Below are 13095 nucleotides of genomic sequence, written 5' to 3' on the forward strand. Positions count from 1 at the left end.
GGGGGCCGGTCGCGCAGTTCCCCGCGCCCCTGAAAGGGGCGCGAGCAACCACGTATCACCCCCACCCGCACGACAAAGGCCCGCACCCCCCGAAGGGCATGCGGGTCTTTGAACGTCGGTCGTTACCAGTCCGCGCTTACCGGGACTGCTGGGCCGGAACCCCACGGGAGATCGGCTCGTCCTCCGCCGGAGAGCTCGCGGCGGCGACCGCCGCACCCGTCAGCGTGGCCAGCATCTCGCGGACGTTGGTCAGCTGGGCGTTGATGCTGTCGCGGCGGTTGGTCAGCGCGGCCAGCTCACGCTCGGATTCCGAGCGGATCCGGTCGGCCTTGGCGTTCGCGTCCGCGACGATGTCCTCGGCCTGACGCTGAGCCGTCTCGACGGTCTGACGCGCCCGGCGCTCGGCGTCGGTGCGCAGCTTCTCCGCCTCGAGGCGCAGCTGCTCCGCGCGGTGCTCGATCTCGGCGAGGCGCTTCTCGGCCTTCTGCTGGCGCGAGGCCAGGTCACGCTCGGACTGCTCACGCCGCTTGGCGAGGTTCGTCTCGAAGTCGGCGGCGGCCTGCGCGGCCTTCGCACGGGTCTCCTCGAAGAGCGCGTCCGCTTCCTCACGCTTGGACTGCGCGTCCTTCTGGGCCTCGGAGCGCAGCTGCGACGCGTCGCTCTTGGCCTTCTCGACGATCCGGACGCCCTCGTCCTCGGCCTTCGCCTTGCGCTCCGCAGCGAACGATTCTGCGTCGTTGCGCACCTGCTGGGCCGCCGACTCGGCGAGCTCACGGTGCTGCTCGGCGGCCCGGCGGGCCTCCTCGCGCAGGTCCTTCGCCTCCTCCTCGGCGAGGCGAAGGATCTTCTCGACACGCGCGCCGAGACCGGCGTACGACGGCTCCGCGTCGCTTACCTGGGCCTGGGCGTTCTGCGTCTCGAGGTGGAGCTCCTCGATGCGCTTTTCCAGAGCGGTGATGCGGGCGAGAGCGCTGTCACGGTCGGAGACGAGCTTGGAGATGCGTTCGTCCACCTGAGCGCGGTCGTACCCACGCCGCACAAGCTCGAAGCCGTAGGGGGAAGTGTCGCTCATGGGGTTCCTGTCGAGTGAGACCGGTGAGGTGATAGGTGGAATCCTAGGGGCCGAAGCGGTGTGTCATCGAGCGGATACGTGTTTGATCTGGAGAATGACACCCCTTTTGGGTGGCTAGCTGTGAGATCGCTTGCCAAAGCCTCTGCCAAAGGTTCGGTCAAAAGCCCCAGAACACTACAGAACCGACACTGTTTTCTAACCTTCTGACGACTTGCCACCCGATCGAGGCGCGCCCACCGTGCTGCCGGCCTTGACTCCGCCGTCCTTGTTGGACGACGGGGTCTCGAAGGATTCCAACGCCTCCAGGACGTCCTGGACACGGGAGATCTCGCCGTTGATGTTCTCGCGGCGGCGCTCCAGGATCTCCAGCTCGCGCTTGCCGGCGTCGACCGTGGCCCGGGCCTCGCGGATCGCCTCGGCCTTGAGCTCCTCGGCCTCCCGGACGAGCGTGGCCTTCTTCTGCTCGGCCTCCTTGAGCAGCCCCTCGGCCTTCTTGACGGCGGCGATCCGGACCTTGCCCGCCTCGGAGTTGGCCTCCGAGACCAGGTCCTTGGCCTTGGCCTGGGCCTTGGCGAGCTGCTCCTCGGCGGCCTTGATGAGCGCGTCACAGCGGTCGCCGGTGGACTTCATGGTCTCGGCGGCCTCACGGCGGGCGCGCTCGTGCAGATCCTCGATCTCGCTGGTGATGCGGTCGCGCAGCTCCTCCGCCCGCTCCCTTATGGCGGTGGCGTCCCGGCGGGCGCCGACGAGCAGCTCGTCCGCGTCCGTGCGGGCCTTCTCCACCAGCGAGTTGCCCTCGACCGTGGCCTCGGAGACCAGCCGGTCGGCCTCCTTGCGGGACGCGCCCACCATGCTGTCGGCCTGCGCCTCGGCGTCCGCGGTGGTCTGGTGGGCCTGCTGCTGCGCCTCGGTGAGCAGCTTGTCGGCCTCGGCGGTGGTCTCGTTGATGAGGGTGTCGACCTGCTCGGCCACGTCCTGACGCCGTTTGTTGGCTTCCCTGCGGGCGTCGTCGAGGGTGCGGTCGGCCTCCTCGCGGGCGGCGTTGACCATGCGCTCGGCCTCCGCCTCCGCGTCCGCCTTGAGCCGCTCGGCGTCGCTGCGGGTCCGCTCGGCGTGCAGTTGCGCGGAACCGACCGTCTCGGCGGCCTCGGCCCGCAGCCGCTCCGCGTCCCCGGAGGCGTCCGCGATCAGCTTCTCCGCCTTGGCGATGGCGTCCGCGCGGACGCGGTCGGCCTCGGTGATGGTCTCGTTCTGCAGCCGCTCGGCCTCGTTGCGTGCCTCGGTGATGAGGGTGTCCGCCTGGGTCGCCGCGTCCGAGCGCAGGCGGTTGGCGTCCTCACGGGCCTCGGCACGGGCGCGCGTGGCGTCCTGCTCGGCCTGCGCGGTGATGTCGGAGGCCTCGGTGCGCACCTGCTGGGCGTGATCGGCCGCCTCCGAACGCAGCCGCTCCGACTCCGTCATGGCGTCGGTCACGGTCCGCTCGGCCAGCGCCTTCGCCGCCTCGGACGCCTCGGCGGCCTCGCGGCGGATCCGGGTCGCGTCCTCGCTGGCCCGCTCCCGTTCGGCGTACGCGTCCGCGCGGACCCGGTCCGACTCCTCCTCGGCCTCCCGACGCGTGCGGTCCGCCACGTGCTCGGCGGCCGAACGCAGCCCGGCGATCTCCTCCTGCGCCTGCTCGTGCAGCCCGGAGACCGAGTCCCGGACCTGCTGGGCGTGGAGCTCGGCGGCCGACACCATCTCGGTGGCCCGCCGGTCCGCCTCCTCGACCAGCCGTACGGCTTCGGCCTGCGCCTCCTCGACCCGGTTGCGCGCCTGAGCCAGCAGGTCCTCGCTCTGTTCGCGGGCCCGCTCGCGCTCCTGGTCGGCCTCCTGGCGGGCGGAACCGAGCAGCTCCTCGGCCTCCCGGCGCCGCCGGGTGGCCTCCTCCTGGGCGGCCGCCAGCGTCTCGGACGCCTCGGTGGACAGCCGCTCGGCCGCCGCCTGCGCCTCGGCGCGGACCCGGTCGGCGGTGTCCTGGGCCTCCTGCTTGAGCCGCTCCGCCTCGGCCGCGGCCTCGGACCGCAGCCGTACGGCGATGGACTCGCCCTCCGCGCGGGAGGCGGACGCGTCGGCGGCGGCCTCGTCACGCAGCCGCTGGGCCTCGGTCTCGGCCTGCTGCTGCAGCGTGCGGATGCGTTCGGCGGCCTCGGAGCGCAGCCGGTCGGTCTCCTCGCCGGCCTCCCGGCGGATCCGGCCGGCCTCCTCACGGGCCTCGGTGAGCGACTGCTCGGCGTTCGCGAACCGCTCCTCGGCCTCGGTGTGCAGCCGGGTCAGCTCGTCGGCGGCCTCCGCGCGCCGGGCCTCGACGCCCCGCTCGGTCTCCTCGCGCAGCTCGCGGGCGGCCCGCTCGGCGTCCTCCTTGAGACTCTCGGACTGCTCCAGGACCTCGGTGCGGTGCCGGTCGGCCTCCTGGCGGGTGCGCTCCAGGGTCTCCTCGGCCTGCCGGCGCAGCGTGGTCGCGCGCTCGATGGCCTCGGTGCGGACCTTCTCGCTGTCCGTGGTGGCGGTCTGCCGCAGCTCGTCCGCGTCGGCCTTGGCCTTGGCGAGGAGCTCCTCGGCGGACCTGGCCCCCTCCTCGATCTGCTGTACGGCCTCGCGCCGGGCCTCGGCGCGGATCGACTCGCCCTCGGCGACCGCTTCGGAACGCAGCTGCTCGGCCTCGCCGCGCAGCCGGCGGGCCTCCTCCTGCAGCTCGACCGTCTTGGCGCGGTACTCCTTGGTGTCGTCCTTCGCCGTGCCCTTGAGCTGCTCGGCGATGTCGTGCGCCTCGGCGCGTAGCCGGTCCGCCTCGGTCTCCGCCTCGGTGCGGATCCGCTCGGCCTCCTCGGCGGCGGCCTTGGTGGTGCGCTTGGCCTCCTCGGCCGCCCTGTTCAGGACGTCCTCGGCGGTCTTGGCGGCCTTGGACAGCTGGGAGGCGCTCTCCTCGGCGGTCAGGGTGCGGGCCTTCTCGGAGGCCTCCGCGATGATCTTCTCGGCCTCGGCCTTGGCGTCCGCGACGACCTGCTCGGCGCTCGCCTTGGTGACCTCGGCGTCCTTGGTGGCCTCGCTGACCAGCCGCGCGACCTGCTCTTTCGCCGTACGGGTGCGCTGCTCGTTGGTGGCCTCGGCGCTGGAGAGGGCCTTCGTGGCGTTCGCCTCGGCCTCGGTGACCAGCTTCTCGGCCTCGGACTGCGCCTTGCGCAGCGCCTCCTCGGCCTCCGCCATCCGCTGCTCGGCGGCCCGGCTCAGCTCACCGGCCTGCCGGCGTGCCGTGTCCGACTCCGTCGCGGTGGAGCTGCGCAGCTGCTCCGCGTGGTCGGTGGCCTCCTGGGCCTGCGTGGACGCGGCGTTCAGCAGCCGCTCGGCGTCCCGGCGGGCGCGCAGCAGCAGCTGCTCGGCCTCCGCGCGGGCCGCCTCGGCGTCGCTGGTGACCCGCTGCCGGGCCTCGGTGGCCAGCCGCTCGGCCTCGGCGCGGGCGGCGGTCATGGCCTGCTCGGCCTCGGCCCGCGACTCGTCGAGCAGCCGGCGGGCCTGGGACTCGGTCCGGGCCCGCAGCTGCTCGGCCCACGCCACGTTCTCGTTGACGTGCGACTCGACGGTCTGCCGGCGCTCGGCCAGCTCCTGGTCCAGCTGCTGGCGGCGGGTCACCGCCTCCTGGTGCAGCTCGGCCTGGAGCCGGGCGGCCTGCTCGGCATGCTCCTGGAGGATGCGCTGGGTCTGCGCCCGGGCCTCCGCGGCGACCCGCTCCGCCTCCTGGCGGATCTGGTCGGCCTGCACCTGGGCGTTCCGCAGCAGCTGCTCGGCGTGATAGCCGATGTCACCGCCGTCGAACGCGGGCCGGGACATGATGGTGCGGCGCGCCTCGTGCAACTTGGCGCGCAGCACCTCGACCTGGTAGCCGAGGTCCTCGGCATGCTGGATCGCCTTTTCCCGCTCGGTCTTCAGCCGTTTCATCTCGGCCTCGAACCGAGAGAGGTGGTCGACGTCAGCCGCCGGCTCTCGCTCCTGGCTCTCGTAGCCCCGCACTGCGCGGTCCCATCCGTCCCCTGGTCGCAACCTTCTCCGAACGAGCTCCGTCCATCCGCCGAACGGGGCCCCCGGGGAATGGTGTCAGATCAACGGCGGAGCACGGGCTGCTGCCCCGACGCTCGTCCCCCGAAACCCGGACCCCGGCATGCGGCCGCCCCGGCCCTGCGAACGTGCGAAGGGACGACCGCCCCCAACCCTACCGGCCCATATGTACGAGGGTCAGTGCTCAGGTGACTCAACAGCCGCCGAAGTGACCAGTTCTGTCAGTACTCCGTGGCAATCCTTCGGATGCAGGAAGGTGATCCGCGACCCCATGGAGCCGATCCGTGGCTCCTCGTACAGAACGCGTACGCCCTTGGAACGGATGTCCGCCGCGTCACCGTCCACATCCGCCGTACCGAAGGCGATGTGGTGCACCCCCTCGCCGTTCTTCGCGAGCCACTTGCCGACCGCCGAGTCCTCCCGGGTCGGCTCCAGAAGCTGCAGGTAGGAGGCGCCTCCGTCGGACGTCTCGTTGATCTTGAGCATGGCCTCCCGCACGCCCTGCTCCTCGTTGATCTCGGTGTGGAACACCTCGAAGCCGTACGTGGCCCGGTAGAACTCGACGGTCGCGTCGAGGTCGTGGCAGGCGATCCCGATGTGGTCGATTCGCGTCAGCATGGATTCAGTGCAGCGCCACCGCGATGGTTACGCAACGTGCCAGCGATCACACTGACGGCCCGATGACGGCACGGAGTGCCACGCAATACATTCGAAGTAAACCCTCGTTCACTCCTCGGCAGTGCAGCCGGTAAGGGGATTCGCAGCTCATGACTTCTGGAACCGCCGGAACCACCTCAGTGATCGTCGCGGGCGCGCGGACGCCCATGGGACGACTGCTGGGCTCGCTGAAGTCCTTCTCCGGAGCCGACCTGGGCGGCTTCGCGATCAAGGCCGCCCTCGACCGTGCCGGGATCGGCGGCGACCAGGTGCAGTACGTGATCATGGGTCAGGTGCTGCAGGCCGGCGCGGGCCAGATCCCGGCCCGGCAGGCCGCCGTGAAGGCCGGCATCCCGATGAGCGTCCCGGCGCTCACCATCAACAAGGTCTGCCTCTCCGGCCTCGACGCCATCGCCCTGGCCGACCAGCTGATCCGCGCCGGCGAGTTCGACATCGTGGTCGCGGGCGGCCAGGAGTCCATGACCAACGCCCCGCACCTGCTCCCCAAGTCCCGCGAGGGCTTCAAGTACGGCGCCATCGAGATGCTCGACGCGATGGCGTACGACGGCCTGACCGACGCCTGGGAGAACATCCCCATGGGCGAGTCGACTGAGAAGCACAACACCCGCCTCGGCCTCGGGCGCGAGGAGCAGGACGCGGTGGCCGCCCTGTCCCACCAGCGGGCCGCCGCCGCGCAGAAGAACGGCGTCTTCGAAGCCGAGATCACCCCGGTCGAGATCCCGCAGCGCAAGGGCGAGCCGGTCGTCTTCAGCAAGGACGAGGGCATCCGCGGCGACACCACGGCCGAGTCGCTGGGCCGGCTGCGCCCCGCGTTCACCCGCGACGGCACGATCACGGCCGGTTCCTCCTCGCAGATCTCCGACGGCGCGGCGGCCGTGGTCGTGATGAGCAAGGCCAAGGCCGAGGAGCTGGGCCTGGAGTGGCTCGCCGAGATCGGCGCCCACGGCAACGTGGCGGGACCGGACAACTCCCTGCAGTCCCAGCCGTCCAACGCCATCCAGCACGCCCTGAAGAAGGAGGGCCTGGAGGTCGGCGACCTGGACCTCATCGAGATCAACGAGGCCTTCGCCGCGGTCGCCGTCCAGTCAATGAAGGACCTCGGGGTGTCCACCGAAACGGTGAACGTCAACGGCGGTGCCATCGCCCTGGGCCACCCCATCGGCATGTCCGGCGCCCGTCTCGTCCTGCACCTCGCCCTGGAGCTCAAGCGGCGCGGTGGCGGGGTCGGCGCGGCCGCGCTGTGCGGTGGCGGCGGCCAGGGTGACGCGCTGATCGTGCGGGTACCGAAGGCCTGAACCCGCTTCTCCGAGCCAGCGGAAGCGAACGGAAGTAAACGGAAGCGAACGGAGCTGTGATGCAGGACGTCTCCTCACTGGTGGCCCAGGCCAGGGAGGGCCGACCGCGTGCGGTGGCCCGGCTCATCTCCCTGGTGGAGGGGGCGTCCCCGCAGCTCAGGGAGGTCATGGCGGCACTCGCGCCGCTGACGGGCAACGCCTATGTCGTCGGCCTGACGGGCTCCCCGGGGGTCGGCAAGTCGACCTCCACCTCGGCCCTGGTGACCGCCTACCGCAAACAGGGCAAACGTGTCGGCGTGCTGGCCGTCGACCCGTCCTCCCCCTTCTCCGGAGGGGCCCTGCTCGGCGACCGCGTCCGCATGTCCGACCACGCCTCGGACCCCGGCGTCTACATCCGCTCGATGGCCACCCGAGGCCACCTCGGCGGCCTCGCCTGGGCCGCCCCGCAGGCCATCCGCGTCCTGGACGCGGCGGGCTGCGACGTGATCATCGTCGAGACGGTCGGCGTGGGTCAGTCGGAGGTGGAGATCGCCTCCCAGGCGGACACGTCCGTCGTCCTGCTGGCCCCGGGGATGGGCGACGGCATCCAGGCGGCCAAGGCCGGAATCCTGGAGATCGGCGACGTGTACGTGGTCAACAAGGCCGACCGGGACGGCGCGGACGCCACCGCCCGCGAACTGAACCACATGCTCGGGCTCGGCGAGTCCCGGGGCCCCGGCGACTGGCGCCCCCCGATCGTCAAGACGGTCGCGGCCCGCGCCGAGGGCATCGACGAGCTGGTGGAGGCCCTGGAGAAGCACCGCGCGTGGATGGAGGAGCGGGGCGTCCTGGCGGAACGCCGGCTGGCCCGCGCCGCCCGCGAGGTCGAGACCATCGCCGTGACGGCGCTGCGCGCACGCATCGGCGACCTGCACGGAGACCGCCACATCGGCGCACTCGCGGAACGCATCGTCACCGGCGAACTGGACCCGTACCGCGCGGCGGACGAACTGGTGGCGGGGCTGACCGAGAACTGATCTCGACCGTCCGACGGCCCCGGCTGCTATTTTGACCCGCATGTTCCTCTCCTTGGCGTAAGCGGGCACCCCGCGCCACGGCACCTTCATGTCCCGTGCCGTGGCGCGCACAGGTGTCCCCTCTTCCGCCTCCGACCGAGGAACAGACCCATGTCCGCGCTGACTTCGTCGCGCCCTTCACCCGCCCGGCGACCGTCGTACGCCGCCGTCCTGCGCGTCCCGCACGCGCGCCGCACCTTCCTCGCCGCCCTCGCGGCCCGCCTCGCCTACGGCACCGTCTCCCTGTCCGTCCTGCTGTCCGTGACCCGCGCCACCGGTTCCTACGCCGTGACGGGGCTGGTGATGGCCCTCTTCGGCGGCTCCGCGGTCGTCCTGCTGCCGGTCCGGGCGACCTTGGTGGACCGCTACGGCCCCCGGCGGGCCCTGCCACCCATGGCGGCCGTCTACAGCGCCGTGCTCTGCCTGCTCGCGGCCCTGACCTGGCGCCCGGGCGCCCCGCCGACGGCACTCGCCGTCACCGCCGCCCTCTCCGGCTGCGTCGCGCCACCCCTCGGCCCCACGATGCGGGCGGTGTGGGGCCGTCTGGTCGACGACCCGGCGCTGCTCCAGCGGGCCTACAGCCTGGACGGGGTCGCCGAGGAACTGCTGTTCGTGTCCGGCCCGGCGCTGGTCGGCCTGCTGCTGCGCTTCGGTCCGCCGCCGGCCGGGCTGCTGCTGAGCGCGGTGCTCATGCTGGCCGGCACCTGCGTGTTCGTGATGTCGCCGGCGGTGCGGGGCGCGACTTCCCCGAAGCGTGCGGCCGGCGGACCGCCCGGGCGATTCCCGGCGGCCCCCGTGGTCGCGGCCGCCGGCCTGGGGCTCGCCCTGAGCGGTGCCGAACTGCTGGTGATGGCCTTCGCCGAGCAGCGGTCGTACGGCACGGAGGTCGTCGCCTGGGTCCTGGCCGCGCTCTCGGTGGGCAGCGCCGTGGGAGGCCTGCTGAACGGGGCGGTGGAGTGGCGCCTCTCGGCCGCCGAACGGCTGGCATGGCTGACGGTGGCCCTGGGCTCGGCGCTGGCCCTGGCCGGGGCGGCCCCCGGTGTCTGGACCCTGGCCCTGGCCATGACGGCCACGGGCGTGTTCGTGGCACCGACCCTGACGACGGCGTACCTGCTGGCCGACGAGATGGCGGGCGAGTCCGCACGGACCCGGGCCGGGGCGTGGGTGAACGCGGCGGTCAACGCCGGAAGCTCGGGAGGCTCGGTGGCCGCCGGGCTGGCCCTCGGGCATCTGCCGGTGGGACTCTGCTTCGCTCTGGCGGGAGCCACGGCCCTGGCCTCCGCCGCAGCGGTGGCGGCGGTCACCCGGCCACGCCCCTGACAAGGGACGGCGGACGAGACCTGAACCCTCGTCCGCCGTCGTCAGATGCCGTTCGCCGTCACGGGCGCCCGCGTTGTCCCCGCAGGTGTTCGGCGATCGGCTTCAGGCCCTTGTCGAGCTCTATGAGTGCCTCCGGCGACAGCAGGTCGATGAAGTGCCGTCGCACGGAGGCGACATGATGTGGCGCCACCTTCTTCATCGTCTCCATGCCGTGCTCGGTGAGGACGGCGAACAGTCCGCGGCGGTCGGACTCGCAGTTCTCGCGGCGTACCAGGTTCGCGTTCTCCATACGGGTGATCTGGTGCGAGAGCCGGCTCTTGGACTGGAGCGTCGCCGCCGCGAGGTCGCTCATCCGCAGCCGGTAGTCCTCGGACTCGGACAGATTCACCAGGATCTCGTAGTCGTTCATTGTCAGGCCGAACGGCTGCAGGTCCTTTTCGAGCTGGTACGTCAACAGCCTGTTGACCTCCAGGTGGGTGCGCCAGGCGCACTGCTCCGCATCGGTCAGCCAGCGCGTGGCCGTCTCGGTCTCCATGTATGAAGTCTACCTAAAATGTTGAAAGGCGAACTAGTGAGGGTGGTGTGACTGCGCGCACGCGTTCGATGTCACACTCCGCAGACTACCGCTCACAGCCCGAAGCGACGTTGCAGGTCCCCCAGCTGTCCGGGAAGGCGCGGTGTGCCCTGCTGCTGTGAATGACCTGTGAAAGGCCCTCCGCCGCCGGGTACTCCGGGCTCGTGTGGAACCGCTCCCGTCGCCTGCTCCGCCATCAGGGTCTCGGTGGACTGGAGCAGCACCGTGCCGGCCCCCACGAACTCGAACTGGTGCTCCTCCCCGGAGGCCCCGCCGAGGCCTGTCATCGCACGTAGACCGCCCATGACCCCGGTCATGTAACCGTGGTCGTAGTGGTGGCACGGGGAGGGGCAGTCGGCCCACCCCACGAGCGCCTGCGGGTCCACCCGGATCGGGGGTTCCATGAACACCACCGGACCGTTGGACGCGGCCACAAACTTTCCGGTTCCGATAAGGGTCAGAAAACCCGGCACGATCGACTGTTTGAGCGCGAGACTTGGCTGAAAAGCGAGCAGGTTGCCAGAGCGAATGGTCAGGTTGCCCTCGTCCAGATCGTACGAATTGACGTCGAAGGCCCGGTCGGCGAGGAGCATCTTGCCCGAGCCCTCCGCCACCACCCAGTCGCTCGCGTGCAGAGGCGAATGGAACGAAGTGCGCACCAGACGGTCCAGACGGCCGTGTCCGACGCCGTTGAAATCGATCGAGCCGTAGTAGGCGATCATCTTCCCCTTCTGCAGGAACCACTGGCCGCTCTTGAGCTCCACGCAGAAGGTGTACTTGTTGACGTTGTCGTCGACGGGGAGGGTCATGGGGTCGTGGACGACCGGCCCGGCGGCACCGTACGCGCTCACAGCTTCTCCTCCGACGCCTGGACGTACACCGTGCCGTTTCCGGTGAGCTCCAGCTGGAACGCCTCGCCGGAGCCGCGGCCCACCATGTCCCGCCAGCCGAGCGCGGTCGACAGCTTGTTGCGGACGTCGCCGTGGTGGGCGACGTAGGCCTGCGGGTCGACATGGACCGGGCGCTGCGGGGTGATCGGGATCTCGAAGACCCCGCCGTGGGCCATCACGGCGACCGCGCCCTGGCCCTTGAGGGTGGTCGTGAACAGGCCCTGGCCGGTGACCTGGCCGCGCACCATGCCCATCACGCCGCCCTGGGCACCCATGAACATCGTGCCCTGCTGGAGCGTGCCCTCGAAGGCGAGCAGCCGGTCCGCCTCGACGTAGAGGGTGTCACCGGTGAGGGCGATGACCTGGACGTGGTGGCCGCCGTGCCCGAAGAAGACCGTGCCGCTGCCCTCTACGGTCATCAGCGGGGTGGCCTCGCCCGCGACCCGGCGGCCGATCATGGACATCAGCCCGCCCTGGCCGCCCTGGATGTTGGGTGTGAAGGACACCTCGCCCTTGTAGGCGAGCATCGCGCCGCGCTGGCTGTAGAGCCGCTGCCCGGGCATGACGGTCGCCTCGACCATCTTGGAGTTCACCTCGCGCAGGGCCATCTCACACATCCCCCGCGATCGTGTTCCGCTCGCTCGGCTGCACGTACACCAAGCCGTCCCCCTCGAACCGGATCTGGAAGGCCTCGCCGCCGCCCTCCCCGAGGAGCGTGCGGAATGTCACACCTGACTGGAAGGACTGGCGGAGGTTGCCCTGGTGGGCGATATAGGCCCCCGGGTCCACGGTCAGCGGGTACTGCGCGCTCACCCGGAGCACCACCGCCGGACCGTCCGACATGATCGCCGCCTGGCCGTGGCCCTCGACCGTGGTCGTGAACAGGCCGTTGCCCTGGGAGGCGCCGCGCAGGCCCGTGAAGGTCGTGCCGGTGCGCAGGCCGGCGTCGGTCGCGAGCAGGTTGCTCGACTCGACGTACAGCTTGTCGCCCTGGAGGCCGACCAGGTTGATCTCGGACGCCCGGTCCGCGAACCAGCACGTCCCGTGCCCCTTCACCTCCATCACCGTCATCTGCTCACCGGTGAGCCGCCGGGTCACCATGCCCCGGAGCCCCTCACCGCCGCCGCTCAGTTTCTTGAACGCCATCTGCCCGTCGTACGCGACCATCGAGCCGTTCTTCGCCTTCACGGCGTCCCCGGTCATCTCGACGGCGAGCACCTTGCTGCCTTGGAGTCGGAACATCGCCACGCTGCGAAGGTAGCCGCAGGCCGACGCCACCAACAGGTCCCAGGGGTGGACGCCGTCCCGGATCGGACCCCTAGGGGCCGGCCCGGGAGACTCCTTTGCCACAATGGGTGAACGTTTGTGCTTGCGTTCACAAAGAGTGGACGTCTCTCCCACCGAAGGTGACTCGTGGACATCAAGACCGCCACTGCCATCCGCCGCCTGCGCCTGGTCTCCGCCCCGGAGGCCGTCTCCTTCCTGATCCTCCTCGTCTGCTCGGTGCTGAAGCGGACCACGGACTTCAACGCGGTGCCCGTGATGGGCGCGATCCACGGTGTCCTGTTCATCCTGTACGTGATCTTCTGGGCCGACGCCTGGAACCGCACCAAGTGGTCCCCGGGTACCGCCGCCTTCTACTTCGTCCTCTCCGTCCTGCCGACCGGTGGCTTCTTCGCCGAGCGCAAGCTCAAGCGTGCCGCCGAGAACGAGGTCATCGCCGCCCGCGCCCGCAAGGAAGGGGTCGTGAACGCATGATCGTCGCCTTCTCCGTGACGCCGCTGGGCGTCGGCGAGGACGTCGGGGAGTACGTCGCCGACGCCGTCCGGGTGGTCCGCGAGTCCGGGCTGCCCAACCGCACCGACGCCATGTTCACCTCGATCGAGGGCGAGTGGGACGAGGTCATGGACGTCGTCAAGCGCGCCGTCGCCGCCGTCGAGGCGCGTGCCCCGCGCGTCTCCCTGGTCCTCAAGGCGGACATCCGCCCCGGTGTCACCGACGGACTCACCAGCAAGGTGGAGACGGTCGAGCGACACCTCGCTCAGTAACCGACAACGAGCAGGACGACCCCCGGCCCGTCTCTGGGCCGGGGGTTTCTTCTCCTCACCGATTGAGCGATCGC

Annotated in this window: 12 protein-coding genes; 5 read left to right on the forward strand and 7 right to left on the reverse strand. The window is 70.9% G+C overall.

What is annotated here, in order from left to right; translation table 11 throughout:
• Positions 1 to 136: 136 nt before the first annotated feature.
• From ABZ642_RS05515 to mce, 3 genes are all read right to left on the reverse strand, one after another.
• On the reverse strand, positions 137 to 1072 hold the full coding sequence (locus tag ABZ642_RS05515) for a cellulose-binding protein (protein ID WP_360477452.1): 936 nt from the start codon (positions 1070 to 1072) through the stop codon (positions 137 to 139).
• Positions 1073 to 1267: 195 nt separating this feature from the next.
• Positions 1268 to 5116 (reverse strand): polarized growth protein Scy, encoded by a 3849-nt coding sequence (gene scy, locus ABZ642_RS05520; protein ID WP_360477455.1) that lies wholly within the window; start codon positions 5114 to 5116, stop codon positions 1268 to 1270.
• A 222-nt stretch (positions 5117 to 5338) separates the two neighbouring features.
• A complete protein-coding gene (gene mce, locus ABZ642_RS05525; RefSeq protein WP_360477458.1) occupies positions 5339 to 5779 on the reverse strand; it encodes a methylmalonyl-CoA epimerase in 441 nt (146 codons plus the stop codon).
• Positions 5780 to 5928: 149 nt separating this feature from the next.
• Between mce and ABZ642_RS05530 the strand changes: the two genes are divergently transcribed.
• The 3 genes from ABZ642_RS05530 to ABZ642_RS05540 all read left to right on the forward strand — a co-directional run bounded on the left by ABZ642_RS05530 (position 5929) and on the right by ABZ642_RS05540 (position 9509).
• Positions 5929 to 7134: an acetyl-CoA C-acetyltransferase gene (locus tag ABZ642_RS05530; RefSeq protein WP_360477462.1), complete on the forward strand. Its 1206-nt coding sequence runs from the start codon at positions 5929 to 5931 to the stop codon at positions 7132 to 7134.
• A 59-nt stretch (positions 7135 to 7193) separates the two neighbouring features.
• A complete protein-coding gene (gene meaB, locus ABZ642_RS05535; RefSeq protein ID WP_360477465.1) occupies positions 7194 to 8150 on the forward strand; it encodes a methylmalonyl Co-A mutase-associated GTPase MeaB in 957 nt (318 codons plus the stop codon).
• Between the two features lie 150 nt (positions 8151 to 8300).
• Positions 8301 to 9509, forward strand: a complete 1209-nt coding sequence (locus tag ABZ642_RS05540; protein WP_360477468.1) for an MFS transporter — start codon at positions 8301 to 8303, stop codon at positions 9507 to 9509.
• A 58-nt stretch (positions 9510 to 9567) separates the two neighbouring features.
• Here the strand turns inward: ABZ642_RS05540 and ABZ642_RS05545 are convergent, their stop codons facing one another.
• The 4 genes from ABZ642_RS05545 to ABZ642_RS05560 all read right to left on the reverse strand — a co-directional run bounded on the left by ABZ642_RS05545 (position 9568) and on the right by ABZ642_RS05560 (position 12215).
• Positions 9568 to 10044, reverse strand: coding sequence for a MarR family transcriptional regulator (locus ABZ642_RS05545; RefSeq protein ID WP_351710553.1), 477 nt, complete (start codon positions 10042 to 10044; stop codon positions 9568 to 9570).
• A 92-nt stretch (positions 10045 to 10136) separates the two neighbouring features.
• Complete coding sequence (locus tag ABZ642_RS05550) at positions 10137 to 10934, reverse strand: AIM24 family protein (RefSeq protein WP_360477471.1); 798 nt, start codon at positions 10932 to 10934, stop codon at positions 10137 to 10139.
• Complete coding sequence (locus ABZ642_RS05555) at positions 10931 to 11581, reverse strand: AIM24 family protein (RefSeq protein WP_360477632.1); 651 nt, start codon at positions 11579 to 11581, stop codon at positions 10931 to 10933. The genes ABZ642_RS05550 and ABZ642_RS05555 overlap by 4 nt, the downstream gene beginning before the upstream one ends.
• 1 nt (position 11582) lies before the next feature.
• Entirely contained in the window at positions 11583 to 12215 is a 633-nt protein-coding gene (locus tag ABZ642_RS05560) for an AIM24 family protein (RefSeq protein ID WP_360477636.1), read from the reverse strand.
• A gap of 171 nt (positions 12216 to 12386) precedes the next feature.
• On the opposite strand from ABZ642_RS05560, the gene ABZ642_RS05565 reads away from it, so the two are divergent.
• Together ABZ642_RS05565 and ABZ642_RS05570 are read left to right on the forward strand one after the other, a co-directional pair.
• Positions 12387 to 12731: a DUF3817 domain-containing protein gene (locus ABZ642_RS05565; RefSeq protein WP_360477474.1), complete on the forward strand. Its 345-nt coding sequence runs from the start codon at positions 12387 to 12389 to the stop codon at positions 12729 to 12731.
• Positions 12728 to 13021 (forward strand): MTH1187 family thiamine-binding protein, encoded by a 294-nt coding sequence (locus ABZ642_RS05570; RefSeq protein WP_014675047.1) that lies wholly within the window; start codon positions 12728 to 12730, stop codon positions 13019 to 13021. Before ABZ642_RS05565 ends, ABZ642_RS05570 begins: the two co-directional genes overlap by 4 nt.
• Positions 13022 to 13095: the final 74 nt, after the last annotated feature.

It is taken from the genome of Streptomyces sp. NPDC007157 (assembly GCF_040634235.1).
Taxonomy (GTDB): domain Bacteria; phylum Actinomycetota; class Actinomycetes; order Streptomycetales; family Streptomycetaceae; genus Streptomyces.